General features: G+C 56.7%; 15 protein-coding genes. 14 read left to right on the top strand and 1 reads right to left on the bottom strand.

The features are described 5' to 3' along the window. The first annotated feature begins 153 nt into the window (after window positions 1-153). The 14 genes from ABJ205_RS13750 to ABJ205_RS13685 all read left to right on the top strand — a co-directional run bounded on the left by ABJ205_RS13750 (window position 154) and on the right by ABJ205_RS13685 (window position 16,916). Window positions 154-510, top strand: coding sequence for a hypothetical protein (locus tag ABJ205_RS13750; protein ID WP_348156763.1), 357 nt, complete (start codon window positions 154-156; stop codon window positions 508-510). A gap of 92 nt (window positions 511-602) precedes the next feature. Continuing rightward, window positions 603-1,541, top strand: coding sequence for a Coq4 family protein (locus ABJ205_RS13745; RefSeq protein WP_348156765.1), 939 nt, complete (start codon window positions 603-605; stop codon window positions 1,539-1,541). Between the two features lie 127 nt (window positions 1,542-1,668). After that, window positions 1,669-3,648: an EAL domain-containing protein gene (locus ABJ205_RS13740; protein WP_348156767.1), complete on the top strand. Its 1,980-nt coding sequence runs from the start codon at window positions 1,669-1,671 to the stop codon at window positions 3,646-3,648. Window positions 3,649-3,890: 242 nt separating this feature from the next. Then, complete coding sequence (mdh, locus tag ABJ205_RS13735) at window positions 3,891-4,853, top strand: malate dehydrogenase (RefSeq protein ID WP_348156770.1); 963 nt, start codon at window positions 3,891-3,893, stop codon at window positions 4,851-4,853. Next, window positions 4,846-5,217 (top strand): hypothetical protein, encoded by a 372-nt coding sequence (locus ABJ205_RS13730; protein ID WP_348156772.1) that lies wholly within the window; start codon window positions 4,846-4,848, stop codon window positions 5,215-5,217. The genes mdh and ABJ205_RS13730 overlap by 8 nt, the downstream gene beginning before the upstream one ends. After that, window positions 5,218-6,108: a succinate--CoA ligase subunit alpha gene (gene sucD, locus ABJ205_RS13725; protein WP_348510067.1), complete on the top strand. Its 891-nt coding sequence runs from the start codon at window positions 5,218-5,220 to the stop codon at window positions 6,106-6,108. A 73-nt stretch (window positions 6,109-6,181) separates the two neighbouring features. Then, window positions 6,182-9,010, top strand: a complete 2,829-nt coding sequence (locus tag ABJ205_RS13720; protein WP_348156274.1) for a 2-oxoglutarate dehydrogenase E1 component — start codon at window positions 6,182-6,184, stop codon at window positions 9,008-9,010. A gap of 33 nt (window positions 9,011-9,043) precedes the next feature. Then, window positions 9,044-10,261 carry a 2-oxoglutarate dehydrogenase complex dihydrolipoyllysine-residue succinyltransferase gene (gene odhB / locus ABJ205_RS13715; RefSeq protein ID WP_348156271.1) on the top strand — a complete coding sequence of 406 codons (1,218 nt, stop codon included), beginning with the start codon at window positions 9,044-9,046 and terminating at the stop codon, window positions 10,259-10,261. Between the two features lie 302 nt (window positions 10,262-10,563). Continuing rightward, a complete protein-coding gene (locus ABJ205_RS13710) occupies window positions 10,564-11,325 on the top strand; it encodes a class I SAM-dependent methyltransferase (protein ID WP_348156268.1) in 762 nt (253 codons plus the stop codon). 99 nt (window positions 11,326-11,424) lie between these two features. Further along, the gene (lpdA, locus tag ABJ205_RS13705; protein ID WP_348156265.1) at window positions 11,425-12,843 is read left to right on the top strand and encodes a dihydrolipoyl dehydrogenase; all 1,419 of its coding nucleotides are present in this window, start codon (window positions 11,425-11,427) and stop codon (window positions 12,841-12,843) included. Between the two features lie 78 nt (window positions 12,844-12,921). Continuing rightward, the gene (locus tag ABJ205_RS13700) at window positions 12,922-14,007 is read left to right on the top strand and encodes a serine hydrolase domain-containing protein (protein ID WP_348156263.1); all 1,086 of its coding nucleotides are present in this window, start codon (window positions 12,922-12,924) and stop codon (window positions 14,005-14,007) included. Between the two features lie 97 nt (window positions 14,008-14,104). Then, complete coding sequence (locus tag ABJ205_RS13695; protein ID WP_348156260.1) at window positions 14,105-15,463, top strand: amidase family protein; 1,359 nt, start codon at window positions 14,105-14,107, stop codon at window positions 15,461-15,463. Window positions 15,464-15,486: 23 nt separating this feature from the next. After that, the gene (locus ABJ205_RS13690) at window positions 15,487-16,185 is read left to right on the top strand and encodes a PepSY domain-containing protein (protein WP_348156258.1); all 699 of its coding nucleotides are present in this window, start codon (window positions 15,487-15,489) and stop codon (window positions 16,183-16,185) included. Beyond that, window positions 16,182-16,916, top strand: coding sequence for a trimeric intracellular cation channel family protein (locus ABJ205_RS13685; RefSeq protein WP_348156255.1), 735 nt, complete (start codon window positions 16,182-16,184; stop codon window positions 16,914-16,916). The genes ABJ205_RS13690 and ABJ205_RS13685 overlap by 4 nt, the downstream gene beginning before the upstream one ends. On the opposite strand, the gene ABJ205_RS13680 is transcribed toward ABJ205_RS13685, so the two are convergent. Next, window positions 16,874-17,716 carry a hypothetical protein gene (locus ABJ205_RS13680; protein WP_348156252.1) on the bottom strand — a complete coding sequence of 281 codons (843 nt, stop codon included), beginning with the start codon at window positions 17,714-17,716 and terminating at the stop codon, window positions 16,874-16,876. The genes ABJ205_RS13685 and ABJ205_RS13680 overlap by 43 nt on opposite strands.

Below are 17,716 nucleotides of genomic sequence, written 5' to 3'. Positions count from 1 at the left end.
TAACGCGCTCTCAACCTTAGCTCCACACTAAGCCTTAGGCCCCTGCGTCTATTTCCGTAGTCCACGATACACCCCTGCCCTCGCCGGACCACCGCCTTTGCAGACAAGGGGCGGCGTCCGTGAGGCGATCTCGAGATTGGACAAAGACGCCCCATGTCGATCCATTTTGCCGCTGCAAAATCCGCAAACACCGCACCTGCGCGCTCACGCGATGCCAGAAATCTTGTTCTTCGCGCACAAAAGCGCGTTGCCAATGATAATGCCGATTTCAGCGAAAGATCTCAGAGCAACGATCTCGTGATGCGCGCCGCATTGCGCCACTTTGCGGCCCACGGCATGGGTGCGGCTAAGGTTGCACGAGCGCAAGCCGAAACGGCGTTTTTCAAAGGCGATCGCGACACTTACGATTGGTGGGTGGACATCACGCGGACCTTGGATCGGCGTCTGGCCGCCAATGTTTCGGGTCAGGATGATGGAGTGCGCGGCAAATCAAACCCACGCGCTCGCTAAATCTAACGGACCTCCCAAATAGCGCTTTTGGCCATCGCGCAAATGGTTAACGGGAGTTGACAATCTATTAACCCTGCCCCAGCGTTTTGCGCATGGGACACGCGGCCAAAACCCAACACCCAGGCGACCTATCGCCTGAACTTGATTCAGGAAATACTGGAGCTGCATCTGCTTTCCTTCTGAATGATACAGGAGGAACAGAGGGCGGCACTTTGCCCCCCAATGTTATCTCGCGTGTAACGCCAAACGGCGTCGAAAACCTCCCAATAGTGCACAATGATAGGCGCCGACCCCAATTTGATTTTGGCAAGGCTTTGAGGCACCTCAAAATCCTTGTGAAAGACAAAGATCGGACCGACGAACTGTTCGGTGTGCTTGATGCCCTGCCGTGGCGCGGTGTCGGTGAGGCAGCTGCCGAATTTCTGAGCACAGACCTTGGCCGGAAGATTTATCAATCAGAGCCGTATCTGCCTGCTATTCTCGACGATCATGAGACGTTGCAAAAAATGCCAAAGGGCAGTTTTGCCGACGTTTATTGCAACTTCATGGAAGCCGAAGGGCTGTCAGCTGCGGGCCTTATCGAAGAGGCCAATGTCTATCGCAAAGACCTGGTGAAGCTTGAAGATGGCGTGGAATGGTACAACGACCGGCTGCGCGATACGCATGACATCCTCCACGTGTTGACCGGTTATGGCCGCGACACATTGGGTGAACAAAGCTTGCTTGCATTCCTGTTTGATCAGCGCCCTAGTCCGGGACATCTGTTCCTTGGCTGGCTTGGCACTGTGCTTATGAAAGCAAAGCTTAAGACCAAAGCTCCGTTCTTTCGGGCCTTCTTGCAAGCGCGCCGCGATGGCCGTTTGACACAGCGGATTGTCGAACAACCCATCCTCGAATTGTTGCCACTTCCGATGGATGAAGTACGGCGCAAGCTGAATATTCCTGAGCCGACAAAATATCTGAAAGTGCTTGATATCTGGCGTTCTGAAGGGATTGACCCTCATGCGCTCCTTGGGAAGCAAAACGCTTAACCATACCTTTAAGCCGTGCCTTACGGCGTTTTAGGCTGGTTCCTGCCGGTTCTTCTTAGATCGCCCCCTCGTAGCGATGCGTATAGCCCACGTTAACCAATCCGTGATTTTATCGGCTTAAGAGCGGATGGGTAGCAGTAGGAACCAATGCATCTTTAAGTCGAGTAAACTTCTACAAGGGCGTCATGAGGAAGACGCAGTTGACCAAAAGGTTCGTAGAACCCTGGTCACGACGCTGTACGCCAGTCCTCTCAGCCTCGTTGTCGGCGCAATCACAACTGTGGGTGCGGCGGCGGTCGCCGCATGGGTTTCTGAAATGTCTGCGCTCTGGGTCGCAGCTGTGATTCTCGCATCCGTTGCGGCTGTTCGTATCATCGCTGCCCTTGGTCTTTCTCCTGACGCCGAAGACAATTCGACCACCATGCTCGAACTGGTATACGAAATCGGCGCATTCAGTTTTGCCTTGGCCCTCGGGTCGACCGCAGCCTATACGATCGTCTTCGACGCGCCTTCGCAAATTCAAGTGTTGATGGTCGCCAACGCGCTTGGCTACGGTATTGGCGTATCTGCCCGAAACGCAGGGCGCCCCACTATAGCGATCGGGCAATTGACATTCTCTTGCTTGCCTATCGCCATTGCATGTTTGCTTTCATCGCAAGTCGGGTTGATCACTCTTGGCCTTACGATCATACTTTTGATCCCGGCCCAGTCGGTGATTTCGCGCAACATCTTCGGCATTCTTCGCAGCTTTATCGCATCGGCCAACGCCAATGCGGACCTTGCGCAGGAAATGCAGGAGCTGGCTCGCAGTGATGTTGTCACAGGGCTCGCCAACCGCGCAGGTCTTAATCACGCTGTCACTGAAACGATGACCAAGATCGATGCCGACACGAACCTTGCTTTGATCTGGATCGACCTTGACCGTTTTAAAGAAGTGAATGATCTGCTGGGCCACCCGGTTGGGGACAAGGTCCTCAAAGGCGTTGCTGAGCGTTTGATTGAGGTTTCGCCAGAAGGCAGCACTGTGGCCCGCTTCGGCGGCGACGAATTCATTGTTTTTTGCCCAGTCGCGGACTTGAAGCATGCCGAACTGATCGCCAGCGAAATCCACTGTGAGATCATGTGCCCGATGCGACTTGATGGCGAGCTGCTGGAAATCCGCGCCTCGCTGGGTGTTGCTATCCTACCTGATAATGCAGAAGACGCTGACCAATTGATGCAGCGCGCTGATCTTGCATTGTATCACGCGAAAGTCGGCGGACGTAGCCAGACGTGTTTCTATGATCCGTCGATGAGCCGTGATCTTGTGCGCCGGCGCGAGATTGAAGCTGAGCTGCGCACCGCGATCCAGCGCGATGAATTGTCGATCTTCTTCCAGCCGATCGTCGATCTTGAAACGGGCCGGATCAAATGTTTCGAGGCGCTTGTGCGCTGGTTCCACCCGGAAAAAGGCGAACTGCGCCCTGACGAATTCATTCCTGTCGCCGAAGAGACCGGTGTCATTGTGACCCTTGGCAATTGGATCACGGTTCAAGCGGCGCGCATTGCGGCCAGTTGGCCCGAAGATGTTCGCGTTGCAGTCAACCTGTCACCATTGCAAATTCGCGCTCCGGGCGCCGCACTTGGAATCAAAAACGCTCTGCGCGAAGCCGGGCTTGACCCACATCGGCTTGAACTTGAAGTTACAGAAAGCCTCTTCATCGACGACAATCATTCGACTTCGGCCTTCATCGAAGAACTCTCCGCACTCGGCGTGCGTTTTGCGCTTGATGATTTCGGTACGGGCTATTCTTCGCTCGGCTATATCAACAGCTACCCCTTCTCGAAGATTAAGGTCGATCGCAGCTTTGTTTCAGGTGCGCAGGCCGGTCAAAAGAGCGAGGCCATCATTCAAGCGGTAGCCAAGATGGGCAATACACTGGGCATGGATATTGTGGCCGAGGGCCTTGAGACCCCAGAGCAGGTCAAGGCCGTTCGCAAAGCTGGCTGTAACTTGGGTCAAGGCTATCACTTTAGCCGCGCCGTTCCGGACTATCTGGCGGCGATGTTGCTCGCACAGGAACGCGAACACGAACCCAAGCAAGCTATCGGCCGCGCCAGCGCCTGAGCTTTTATTCCTGTAACCGCGCGTAACGCAGGGGAAGGTGGTTTCCCCTACCCTTTATTGCACTTGCAAACTATTTGCAAAGATAGTTGGCGTTTGCACCAGTTTCCCGGTTGCAATCGGTTAACCCGCAGCTTAGGCCCCCTTTACTGACGGGCAATCGGTGCATTGGGACGAACGCGCCGACACATCGCCCAAAGGCTCATCCACGTCCCAAGATTAATAGGGAAGGATTACCCCCTCTTATGGCCCGCAAGAAAATCGCACTTATCGGCTCTGGTATGATCGGCGGCACGCTCGCTCACCTCGCTGCGAAAAAAGAGCTTGGCGATATTGTCCTGTTCGACATCGCCGAAGGCATGCCTCAGGGTAAAGCTTTGGACCTGTCACAGTGCGGCCCGGTTGAGGGTTTTGACGCCAAAATCACTGGTTCCAATGACTATGCCGATATCGCAGGCTCTGATGTGGTGATTGTCACCGCCGGTGTTCCGCGTAAACCCGGTATGTCCCGCGATGACCTTCTCGGCATCAACCTTTCTGTGATGAAGTCCGTTGGCGAAGGCATTAAGAACAACTGCCCTGACGCTTTTGTGATCTGCATCACAAATCCGCTGGACGCGATGGTTTGGGCTTTGCGTGAGTTTTCTGGTCTTCCGCACAATAAAGTTGTCGGCATGGCAGGCGTCCTCGACAGCGCGCGCTTTGCGACATTCCTTGCTTGGGAGTTTGATTGCAGCGTTAAGGACGTCAACGCGTTCGTTCTTGGCGGACACGGCGACACTATGGTTCCGGTGAAGAGCTACACCACCATCAACGGCATCCCTGTAGACGACTACGCCAAGATCAAAGGCGTTTCTGCTGACCGCATCGACGAAATCGTAGACCGCACCCGCAAAGGCGGCGGCGAAATCGTTGGCCTTCTGGGCAATGGCTCAGCCTATTACGCCCCAGCGACAAGCGCGATTGCGATGGCCGAGGCGTACATTGGCGACCAAAAACGCATCCTGCCATGTGCAAGCTTTGTTGAAGGCAAGTACGGCCTCGACGGCATGTATGTCGGCGTCCCGACAGTGATCGGCGCTGGCGGCACCGAGGAAGTGGTCGAAATCGAACTCTCAGGCGAAGAGAAAGCCAACCTCAAAGTCTCAACCGACGCAGTCGAAGAGCTGCTTGAGGCGTGTAAGGGTCTGGATAGCTCGCTTGGCTAAGCCAATCGGCCTTATTCTGCTTACTCCCGGTCTCGCGCTGCTGCTTCACGCATGTGCGGAACCGGGAACAGTCGAGTATGACGAGCAGGAAGCTAACTTCGCCTGCTTAGGGCTCGCGACTAGCCTTGATGGCTTTGCAAAGATTGAAGAAGAATTCGAGGGTTTGCCAGACGATAGCCAAAAACAAACGTGGCGGGTCGACGACGACGGACGATTTGTCCTCGAAGTTACTGACCCTCGTTCTGATCGAACCAATCCGTTCGTCCTAACCTGTGCAGGCAACGTGAACTCACGCACGATCGAGTTTTTGCAGCTCGGCCAAGAAGAAATCCGCCCATCCGGCGATGAAATTTGGAGCTACTAAATGTCCATCCTCATTAACAAAGACACCAAAGTCATCACTCAAGGGATGACCGGCAACACCGGCACCTTCCACACCCAGCAGGCGCTTGATTACGGCACGCAAATGGTTGCTGGCGTTACCCCCGGTAAGGGCGGTTCGACACACATCGGCGTGCCGCAATTTAACACTGTTGCCGAAGCCAAAGCAGCGACCGGTGCGACGGCAAGTTGCATCTACGTTCCCCCACCCTTCGCCGCCGACGCAATTTGCGAGGCAATTGAGGCGGAAGTTGAGCTTATCATCTGCATCACCGAAGGCATTCCCGTGCTCGACATGGTGCGCGCGAAAGCGGCCCTCACCGGCTCCAAATCGCGCCTCATCGGTCCGAACTGCCCCGGCGTTCTGACCCCTGATGAATGCAAGATCGGCATTATGCCGGGCTCAATCTTTAAGAAGGGCTCGGTTGGCGTGGTCTCACGCTCCGGCACGCTCACTTACGAAGCCGTGCACCAGACAACCGCGGTTGGCCTTGGCCAGACCACGGCTGTCGGCATTGGCGGTGACCCGGTAAACGGCACCAACTTTATCGACGTGCTCGACCTCTACCTCGACGATCCAGAGACCAAGTCGATGATCATGATCGGCGAAATTGGCGGGTCTGCCGAAGAAGAAGCCGCTGAATTCTTAAAGCAAGAAGCTGCCAAGGGCCGCTCCAAGCCAACCGTTGGCTTTATCGCAGGCCGCACGGCGCCTCCGGGCCGCCGTATGGGTCACGCAGGCGCGATTGTGTCTGGCGGTAAAGGCGGCGCAGACGACAAGATCGCCGCGATGGAAGATGCGGGCATCCGCGTCAGTCCATCGCCATCTGAGCTCGGCACGACATTGGACGCTATGCTCAAAGAAATGGCCTGATGTAGCGGGCGCTTTGACCCACGGTTGAAGCGCCCTCGAACATTTTGTTCAACTCCTCCCCGGAACCATATTCATGAACAAAGAAACCGCCAGCTTCATCCCTGACATGACCGATCAGGAAGGCCCGCAGCCCGGACCGTCTTGGGGCAATCCCAAGTGGATGGCCGAGGTTGCCGATGCAGGCGCGGACCTCAATGCCGCAATGGACCCCACGCAAATGCGCATGGTGGTCGAAAAGGCAGTGAAGTCTGCTGCAAAAGCGGCGGGTAAGCCCACCGATGAAGAGGCGCTGCGCCATGCATCGGACCTGTCGAACAAGGCGATGACCCTTGTGCGGCTGTACCGTGTGCGCGGGCACCGGGCAGCAGATCTTGATCCGCTGGGCCTTTCCAAAAAACAGGGCGAACCTGCCGACCTTTCACTCGCCTTCCACGAGCTTGACGGCAATGAGAACGAAGAGGTCTTCGTAGGCGGCGTTTTGGGCATGGAGTGGACCACGGTTGGCGCGCTCTACAATCGCCTTCGCGAAGTGTACTGCGGCAATGTCGGCCTTGAGTACATGCACATCGCCGACACGGAAGAACGGCGCTTTTTGCAGGACAAGTTCGAAAGCCCCGGCGAAACGATCGAGTTTACGCCCGAGGGTAAGAAAGCGATCCTTGCCGCCGTCCTTCGCGGTGAAGGCTATGAAGAATTCCTCGGCAAGAAATACGTCGGGACCAAAAGGTTCGGCCTTGATGGCGGGGAGAGCATGATCCCTGCGCTGGAGGCTGTGATTAAACACGGCGGCTCCTCCGGCGTTCGCGAGATCATTTACGGCATGGCGCACCGCGGGCGTTTGAACGTGCTCGCCAATGTAATGAGCAAGCCTTACAAGGTGATCTTCCACGAATTCTCTGGCGGCACCGCGAACCCAGAAGATGTGGGCGGTTCGGGCGATGTGAAATATCACCTGGGCACCAGCACCGACCGCGAGTTTGACGGGATCAGCGTGCACATGTCGCTCACCCCCAACCCTTCTCACCTTGAGACGGTGAACCCGGTGGTTCTGGGCAAAGCCCGCTCGCAGCAGGCGATTCGCGACGATCTTGAGAAAAAAGCTCAAGTGCTCCCCGTCCTCATCCACGGCGATGCGGCGTTTGCAGGGCAAGGCGTCGTATGGGAAAGCCTCAGCCTGTCTGGCGTCAATGGCTATGACACGGGCGGGTGCATCCACTTTATCATCAACAACCAAATCGGCTTTACCACGTCGCCGAAATTTGCGCGCAATTCGCCTTACCCAAGCGACGTCGCAAAAGGCGTGATGGCGCCGATCCTGCACGTGAACGGCGATGATCCAGAGGCCGTGACTTTCGCGTGTAAACTCGCGATTGAATACCGTCAGAAATTCCACCGCGATGTGGTGATCGACATGTGGTGTTATCGCCGCTTTGGTCACAATGAAGGCGATGAACCCAAGTTCACTCAACCGCTCATGTATGACGTGATCAAAAATCACCCCAAGGTGAGCCGCGTTTATGAAGAGCGCCTGATCGCAGAAGGCGTGATTGAAGCGGGCCACCGTGAGGCGGTTGCGCAGGAATTTGTCGATCTTCTCGAAGAAGAGTTTGAAGCGGCGAAAAGCTATTCCGCCAATGAAGCCGACTGGTTCGGCGGGCGCTGGGCAGGCCTTAACAAGCCAGCCGATGATGAAACGGCGCGCCGCAATATCGAAACCGCGATTGAGCCAAAGACGTTCGATGCGCTGGGCCGCACGCTGACGCAGGTTCCCGAAGATGTGACTATTCACAAGACCTTGGGCCGAGTACTTAAAGCCAAGTCTCAAATGTTTGAGAGCGGTGAAGGCTTCGATTGGGCCACCGCAGAAGCGCTCGCCTTCGGTAGCCTCGTGATGGAAGGTTACGGCGTCCGCCTGTCCGGTCAGGATAGTGGCCGCGGCACCTTCTCACAGCGTCATGCCGTGTGGGTCGATCAGAAAACCGAAGACAAATACATCCCATTGACCACCCTGCCCCACGGCAAGTTTGAGGTCTATGACAGCACGCTTTCCGAATACGGCGTGCTTGGGTTCGAGTACGGTTTCGCCATGGCGGACCCGAAAAGCCTCGTCCTTTGGGAAGCGCAATTTGGCGACTTTGCCAATGGCGCGCAGATCATGATCGACCAATACATCGCCAGCGGTGAGGCCAAATGGCTTCGCGCCAATGGTCTGGTGATGCTGCTCCCCCATGGGTTTGAGGGTCAAGGTCCAGAGCACTCCTCTGCGCGCCTTGAACGCTTCCTCCAACTGTGCGCGAGCGACAACATTCAGGTGTGCAATATCACCACGCCTGCGAATTACTTCCACGTGCTTCGCCGTCAAATGCTGCGGTCTTTCCGTAAGCCTCTGGTGATTATGACGCCGAAATCACTTCTGCGTCACCCAATGGCGAAGAGCCCGCGCGAAGAATTCCAGGGCGATTGGCAGTTTAAGCGGATCAAATCCGATCCTGCGATGGAAACGAACACGCCAGCCGATGAGAAGATCAAGCGCGTTGTCCTGTGTTCGGGCAAGGTCGCCTATGATTTAATCGAAAAGCGCGATGCAGAAGGGATCGACGACGTTACGATCATCCGCATCGAACAGCTCTATCCCTTCCCCGGCGACCCGCTCGGACTGCGTCTAAGCCGCATGAAGAACCTGAAGGACGTCATCTGGTGTCAGGAAGAGCCCAAGAACAACGGCGCTTGGTTCTTCGTTGAAAGCCAGATTGAAAAATCGCTCGAACTGGGCGGCCACTTTGGCATGCGGCCCTTCTATGTCGGGCGCGAGGCATCGGCTTCGCCTGCGACGGGTCTCGCCAAACGCCATGCGGAACAACAAGCGCGGCTTGTCGCCGAAGCGCTTGGCTTAGCTGAATAATTTTACGCCAATTCAAATTTAGGATCACGAGAAATGGCTACAGAAATCACAGTCCCAGTATTGGGCGAATCGGTCACAGAAGGCTCCATCGGCGAATGGCTTAAACAGCCCGGCGATGCAGTTGCCGTCGATGAACCCATCGTCAGCCTCGAAACCGATAAGGTCGCGGTGGACGTACCTTCAACCGTTGCTGGCGTTTTGAGTGAACACCGCGCTGCCGAAGGCGACACCGTCGAAGTGGGCGCTGTTCTGGCGATCATCGAAGAGGGTGCTTCTGCTGGTGCTGCGGCTCCCGCTGCCAAAGCAGCAAGCCCCGCTCCGGCGGCAAGTGCTCCTGCTGATACGGACGCAACGCAGACTTTGTCGCCGGCCGTTCGCCGCGCAGTTCTTGAAAACGGCGTTGACCCATCGACGATCAAAGGCACCGGCAAAGGTGGCCGGATCACTAAGGAAGACGTGCTCGAAGCGGCGAAGAACAAGGGTAAAGCTCCAACGCCTGCCCCTGCGCCAACTGCTTCATCACCTGCGCCTGCTTCCGCCGCCACTGGCGAAAGGCGCGAAGAACGCGTCAAAATGACCCGCATGCGCCAAACCATCGCCAAGCGTTTGAAAGGCGCTCAGGAAGAGGCGGCGCTGCTCACCACATTCAACGATGTGGACATGAGCGCGGTCATCGAAGCGCGCACCAAATACAAAGACATGTTCGCAAAAAAGCATGATATCCGCCTCGGATTCATGGGCTTTTTCGCAAAAGCGGCCTGTCTTGCACTGAAAGACGTACCAAGCGTCAACGCCTATATTGAAGGCGACGAAATCGTCTATCACGACTATGTCGACATCTCTGTCGCAGTGTCTGCGCCAAACGGTCTTGTGGTCCCGGTAATCCGCGACTGTCAGGACAAAGGCTTTGCCCGGATCGAGAAAGACATCGCAGACTTTGGCAAGCGCGCCAATGAAGGCACGCTCACCATGGCCGATATGACCGGCGGCACCTTCACCATCTCCAATGGCGGCGTGTTCGGCAGCCTTATGTCGACCCCGATCATCAACCCGCCGCAATCGGCCGTGCTGGGCCTTCACCGGATTGAAGACCGCCCTGTTGCGGTGAACGGTCAGGTCGAAATCCGCCCGATGATGTACATCGCGCTTTCCTATGACCACCGTCTGATCGACGGGCGCGAGGCTGTGACGGCATTGAAGATCATCAAGGAAGCGATCGAAGATCCAACTCGGATGCTGATTGATCTTTGATGCGCATAGCGCTTCTTCCCGTCTTTGTCGCAATTACAGCTTGCGATGGAGGAGGAGCAGAATTCGGTCGGGAGAGCAGAGGTCTGCAGGCTGTAGCTTGGGAAACATGCGTCACCAAAGGATTTGGTGGTAAGACCCCATACTATGCGCCTTCCTTGATCGAGCCGCACGACGACCAGATAGCGTTCTTCTGGCGCCCCAAGCATTCGAAGTCTTACGGGGCTCCGATCTTCTGCAAAACCAGCGGCGACGGACTGAATCTTATTGAGGTTCGGATCTATGGCACATCGTCCGAGTAGCAGATGGACGCAACTCCCTCCCAAGCCACTTTCGACGAGCGCCGCTACAACGCGTCTGTCACCCAGACCCTGCCTCAGTTTTGGGCGCGGTTTGGGGGATTGCCGGATGTGGCCGGCAAGCATGTGCTCGACTTTGGCTGCGCGCGTGGGGGGATGGTGCACACCATGCTGGAGGCTGGTGCTTCGAGCGCAGCGGGGATTGATATCAACCCGGACTACATCACCTTTGCGAATGCCAAACACGCGAAGAAATGGGGTGAGCGCGCAAAGTTCATTTGCGGCGATGTACGCGAGGAGGCGCTTGAACCCGCTGACATCATCACATCCTGCAACGTGATGGAACATGTGACGCCTCTGCCCGAAACCCTCGGCGCACTAGTGCAAAAGGCAAAGCCCGGCGGTGAGATGTTCATCGGATTCTCGCCCTTGTGGCATTCCCCCTATGGCCACCACCGCCTGATGGAAACGCGCATGCCGTGGGCACACCTGCCCCGCGCAAACCGTGCATTCCTAGACCGCTTAGTCGATGACGAGGGCAAATCGCCTGAGACCATCCAAGAGCTGGGCTTTAACGGTGCGGCGCCTGCTGACTTTCGTGCAGCGCTTAAAGGTCTACCTGTCGAAGTCATCTCAGCGCGGCGAAACGTCGCCGCACACCCGCTTAAACAACTCGCGATGAAGGCGATGCTTATCCCCTCCATCATTCCCGCGTTCGAAAAATATGTCACAATCGGCATTTACTGGCATTTGCGGCGCACAAAATGACAAGTCGCAGAGCAAAAACAGCAATGGCGAATCCGCGCCAAAGTGCCTAAATGAACACCGGATCTTATTTCACGCCATCAAAACGGGATCATACGAACCATGGCTGACCACAATTACGACTACGATTGCCTTGTTATTGGCGCGGGGCCCGGCGGCTATGTTGCTGCCATTCGCGCCGCGCAATTGGGCCTCAAAACGGCCTGTGTTGAAGCTCGTGAGACGCTGGGCGGAACCTGCCTCAACGTTGGCTGCATCCCATCCAAAGCGCTGCTCCACGCGAGCGAGCTGTTCGAAGAGGCAGAGGGCGGTCACTTTGCCACTTGGGGCATTGAAGCCAATGCTACCTTCGACCTGTCGAAAATGATGGGCGAAAAGACCAAGGCCGTGGGCGAGCTTACCGGCGGAATTGAGTTTCTGTTCAAGAAGAACAAGGTGACGTGGCTTAAGGGCCTTGGCTCTTTCGAAGACGCGCACACTGTTAGAGTGGGCGATCAGACCGTCACGGCCAAAGACATCGTGATCGCTACCGGCTCCAGCGTCACCCCACTCCCCGGTGTCGAAGTCGACAACGCCAAGGGACGCATTGTTGACAGCACAGGCGCGCTCGAGCTTGAAGAAGTGCCAGAACACCTTGTCGTAATCGGCGGCGGCGTCATCGGGCTTGAACTTGGCAGCGTTTGGCGCCGTTTGGGGGCAAAAGTCAGTGTGGTAGAATTCCTTCCGCAAATTCTCCCCGGCATGGACGAGGAAGTGCGCAAAGAATCGAACAAGATCTTTAAGAAACAGGGCATGGAACTGATGCTCGGCCACAAGGTCACTGGTGCCACGGTCAAGGGCAAGAAGGTCGCTCTTACCGTGGAGAAATCCGAAGGCGGGGATGAGCAGACGATTGATGCAAGCCACGTTCTGGTTGCAATTGGCCGGCGTCCCAACACCGATGGCCTCGCGCTTGAAAAAGCAGGCCTTGAGGTCAACAAACGCGGCCAGATTGAAATTGACCACGACTTTGGCACGGGCGTTGATGGCATCTGGGCCATTGGCGACGTTGTCCCTGGCCCCATGCTCGCCCACAAGGCCGAGGATGAAGGCGTAGCGGTTGCTGAAAACATCGCTGGCGAAACCGGTATTGTGAACCACGATGTGATCCCGAGCGTCGTCTACACCACTCCTGAAATCGCAGGCGTTGGCCTTAGCCAAGAGCAAGCGATTGAGCGTGCTGGCGGCGATAAGAAAGCGATCAAAGTCGGCAAATTCCCGATGATGGCGAACAGCCGCGGTAAAGCAAACCGCGACACCGATGGCTTTGTAAAAGTCATTGCGGATGCCAAAACCGACCGCGTTTTGGGCGTGTGGATGGTCAACAGCCTTGCTGGCACAATGATAGCACAGGCGGCGCAGGCCATGGAATTTGGCGCAACGTCAGAAGACATTGCCTACACCTGCCACGCCCACCCCACCCACGCCGAAGCCTTCAAAGAGGCAGCCATGGCAGTTCAGGGTAAGCCCATTCATATGTAAGCACTGCGCCTATTGCGCATGTTCCGGATTGCTGTATGCGTGTTGGTGAAATAACACACCAACACGCGGGAGCTTCCTATGCCATTCGCACGATCACTCACCAAAGCACTTAGCCTGTCCCTTTCTGTGCTGGCGCTCACGGCCGCCTTTGGGCCTGTTCAAGCGCAAAGCACAGAGCAGCTCGCCGCAGTAGTTCAGCCAGAAGCGGACAGCGGCGCCTATATGGGCGCTGCTTTGGTCGCAAAGGGCGATGAAATTATCATCAATCGCGGATGGGGGTCTGCGAACCTCGAATGGGATATCGCCAACACCAGCGAAACACGCTTTCGCATTGGCTCTGTCACCAAGCAATTCACCGCCGTTTCAATCATGCTGCTGCAAGAGCGCGGGATGGTGAATGTTGACGATCCCATCAGCAAGTACATCAAGGATGCGCCTGATGCATGGGGCGCAATCACTGTGCGCGATCTTCTCCAGCACACGTCCGGTTTGCATAATGTGACTTCGCTGGAGGACTTTGGGACTCAGAAGTTCTTGCCGACTTCGCAGGATGAACTGATTGCGATGTTCTTAGACCTGCCGCTCACCTTTGAGCCCGGCTCACAGTGGGGCTATTCCAATTCCAATTTCGTGCTTCTGTCGGGCATCGTCGAGACCGTTAGTGAAACCAGCTATCAAGACTTTGTCAAAACGAACCTCTTTGATCCCCTTGGCATGGACTCGACAGGAATTGATCAAAGCGCAGAGATATTGCCAAGGCGCGCCGCTGGATACACGCCATCACAAAACGGCATTGTGAATGCCGAATACGTGAATATGGCGATCCCCACAGGGGCTGGAGCGCTCTATTCCTCGACTGGCGATCTTCTCAAATGGCAGCGCGGTCTGTTTGGAGGAAAGGTGCTTTCCGAGGAGAGCCTTGCCCAGTTGGTGACGCCTAGCGAGTTTGAAGCTGTCGCGGGTGCGAAATATGCCATGGGCCTTCTGGTCACTGACACACCACAGGGACACTCGATCTGGCACGGCGGCGGGATCGAAGGCTTCAATGCATTTCTTGGCTATGACCCAGATACCAAAGTGACGGTTGTCGTCCTTGCCAATTTGAATGGAGGATCGGCATCGAAGCTCGGAATGGAGCTGCTAGAGGCCACCCGGAAAGAGTGAGCCAGCGGACGTGGCCGAGCAAAGTCTGCACACATCCGAACACTCTGATTGATCCCATCCCCCCTCGCCCGTAGAACCATGCGCGAGAGGAAAAAATTTGACCTACCCAAAACTGACCGAAAAGCCCGGTGCGCTTGAAACAGCCGCCGCGATCCGTGCGGGCAAAATGTCCGTGACCGAAGCGGTTGATGCGGCAATCGGACGGATTGAACAGCTCGATGCAGAGATCGACGCGGTTGCTGTGCCTGATTTTGAACGGGCGGCTGAGACGGCGAAAGCCATGGATCAGGCAGGACCGCAAGGCGAACAGCCGCTGTTCGGGGTCCCCATGACGGTCAAGGAAAGCTTCGATGTGGCCGGCCTGCAAAGCTGTTGGGGGCACGAAAGCCTAACCGATCATGTGCCTACTAAGGATAGCGAGCTTGTGGCCCGCATGAAAGCAGCGGGCGCAGTGATTGTGGGCAAGACCAATGTCCCCGTCGATCTGACCGACTGGCAGAGTTTCAACCCGGTTTATGGCCGTACCAGCAATCCTCACAATACCGCCCATTCTCCAGGTGGTTCATCAGGCGGAAGCGCGGCAGCGGTCGCTTCTGGCATGGTGCCTTGTGAGTTCGGAACAGACATCGGCGGATCGGTTCGTGTGCCCGCGCATTTCTGCGGGGTTTGGGCCCATAAACCGACATGGGGCCTTGTCTCCAAACGCGGGCATGACCATCCGCAAATGGCGCGGGCAAAGGGTTTTGTGACGGCGCATGATGGTGTGCTGTCCGTGGCAGGGCCATTTGCGCGCAATGCAGAAGACTTGTCGGTGATGATGCAAATCACGGGTCAATATCCCCTCAAGCGCAAGGGAAAACCGCTTAAAGATTGCCGCATTCTCGCGATTACCGAATATCCGGGCGCGCCGGTCGATGCATCGGTGGCAGAGCCGACCGAGGCAGCGATTGCCGAGCTGGTCAAAGCAGGCATTTCAGTCGAACGAACTAGCAGCCTCATCCCCGATCTGGCGAAGCAACAAGACGACTACATGATGATGCTCAATGTCGCGATGGCACGCGGAGCGCCCTCACCCAATGGTTCAAGAGCAAGTGCAACCGATTGGTTCGATTTGCTTGACGCGCAGGCCGTTAATCAGGCGCAATGGGCAGCTCTATTCGAAAGTTATGATTTCGTGCTCGCCCCCCCTGCTCCGGTGCTGGCGATCCCTCACAGTGACAAACGCGCCTTCGACGAGCCCATGCGCATCAATGGCGAGGAAGTGCCCGGACCATCGGGCCTTGCATGGGCGGGAATTGCGACATTCCCATGCCTACCTGCAACCGTGCTTCCTATTGGTTCGGGGATCTATGAAGGCGCAGAGTTGCCGTGCGGAATGCAAGTTATGGGCCCCATGATGAGCGATTTGGACTGCATCGAAGCGGCGCGCGAGATCGGGAACATCTTGCACGGGTAACAAAGTGTCGCCATTGGCGCTTCATGACAAAATTCTCCCCTCTAAAAACCCTAGCCAAATGGCACGTCTGGCTCGGCTGGCTCGTCGGCGTGCCCATTGTCATGTGGCTGGCCACCGGCCTATTCATGGTCATAAAGCCCATCCAAGAAGTGCGCGGCGAACATTTGCGCCAGCCGATGGCTGAAGCTCCTCTCGTTATCGAAAACAGCGAGCTTGCAACAAAGGAAGCGCAAATCAAAGAGATGCGCCTCGTGATGCAAGAGGGCCGCGCAGTTGCAGTGCTTACCACTTTGGACGGTGTCACGACGCGAGTCGACTATACAACCGGAGAGGCGATTGCGCCGCTCACCGCTGAGAATGCCCGCGCAATTGCCGAGAGCCGGATTGTTGGAGGGGACAAAGCCACATCTGTGCACTTTTTCGAAGCCGATGAAGTCCCCTTCGACTTCCGCCGCCCGCGCCCCGTTTGGCAAGTCTCCCTTGAAGACGGCACCCACGTCTACATCGGGCGCGACACAGGCGAAATCGAGGCCGTGCGCACTCGCTGGTGGCGCTGGTTCGACTTTATGTGGGGCCTGCACATCATGGATATTTCAGAGCGTGAGGATACCAGTCATCCAACCCTGATCGGCTTTGCAGCCTTGTCGCTGTTTGGTGCAATCCTTGGCTGCATTTTGATGTTCCGGCGCCGCAAAGTGCACGCAAAGGGCGAAGCACGATGAACAACGCAATCTTCACACCGATCCTCGACTGGCTCGACATTGCAGGAATTGCAGTGTTTGCCCTGTCAGGTGCCCTCGTTGCGGCACGAGCGAAGCAGACATTCGTCACAATGGGTTTCTTCGCGCTTGTCACTGGCGTTGGCGGCGGCACAGTGCGCGACCTTTTGATCGATGCACCCGTATTCTGGATGCAAGACCCCTGGGCTGCGGCTGTGTGCCTGATGACCGCGGTGATCGTTTGGTTCACGCCGGTGAAGTGGTGGGACGGCAAGCTTGTCGATTACGCCGATGCGCTGGGCCTTGCGGCCTATGCCGTCTTGGGAAGCGCGAAGGCGTTGGCTTACGGCATTCCGCCTTTACCAGCGGCCCTTATGGGCGTGATCACTGGATGCGTGGGCGGTGTGATCCGTGACGTGGTCGCCGGACGCCCCTCCATCATAATACGGCCAGAGCTTTACGTGACTGCCGCAGCCTTAAGCGCAGCGATCACCGTTCTGGCCATGCAGTTCTCACAAGGGCTCGCCATTGGCAATTGGGGCATCTGGATCGCGGGCTTCCTTGCAGGATTTACCTTGCGCGCAGCTGCCATTCGATTTGAATGGGGCCTGCCGAGTTATGGGGGGCCAGAATATGGGGGGGCCGAATATGAAGGGGAAGACACCTCTTCCCCCGATACCCACTCAGACGATCATTCAGATGCCGCTTCGCCCGGAAGCGGTCCGCCCGGATAGGCTGGAAGACGTTGATCCTCTGGATCAATCGCAAGATCAGGACGGGTTTCCCCGCCAAGATCAGCGCGGGCATTCGAATAACGGTTATCCGACAGCTGGCCTTCTGCACGCGCAGATTGCTGTGAGGCAGGAGCATAAGATGTTCTCGCCCCGCGCCCGTAATCGACGCCCGAAATTTGGCCCGAATTGTCGATTTCACATGAAAAGCCTGAACCATCAAACAGGGAACCGGTGACTACCCAGCCACTGCTGACACGGCTTGCGCCATCGACGCTCTCCACGCGGATGTTCTGTTCGATTTCATTGAGGCACATGGACACCGCATTGTCGATGCCAGAGCCGTCAGATGTTGAACGGTCAGTTGAGCGGCGGTTTTCCGGACGGTAATTATAGTCGCGGTCGCGGTCGCGATCCCGTTCGACCACTACAACCTCACGGTCACGGCGGCGGTTGTTTTTACTTGCAGCGCTCGCGATTGCGGCAATCCCGCCAAGCACCAATACACCAGCCAAAATGTCACCGCCCCTGACACCTCTGCGGCCACGATAACCACGCCCGCGCCTGCGGAAACCGAAATACTCGCTTCCCTGATCTGCGCCTGGCAAAGCAAGCGGGCCCAGAGCCCCGCCCTGCGCGCCAGTCGCCTGTGGCAATGTTTGAGATTGGGCAATTACGCCGGTTGCGTAACCCATTGTTCCTTGCAGTGCTGTTTCGGCGGCGTGCGCCTGCGCCGGGGTAACGACGAGCGAGGCAGCGGCCAAAAGACCTGCGAGACCGGTTATTCGGGATTGGTGAGCCAT

The organism is Erythrobacter sp. (assembly GCF_039988855.1).
Classification (GTDB): Bacteria; Pseudomonadota; Alphaproteobacteria; order Sphingomonadales; family Sphingomonadaceae; genus Erythrobacter.
This window is presented reverse-complemented; position numbering and strand designations above follow the sequence as displayed.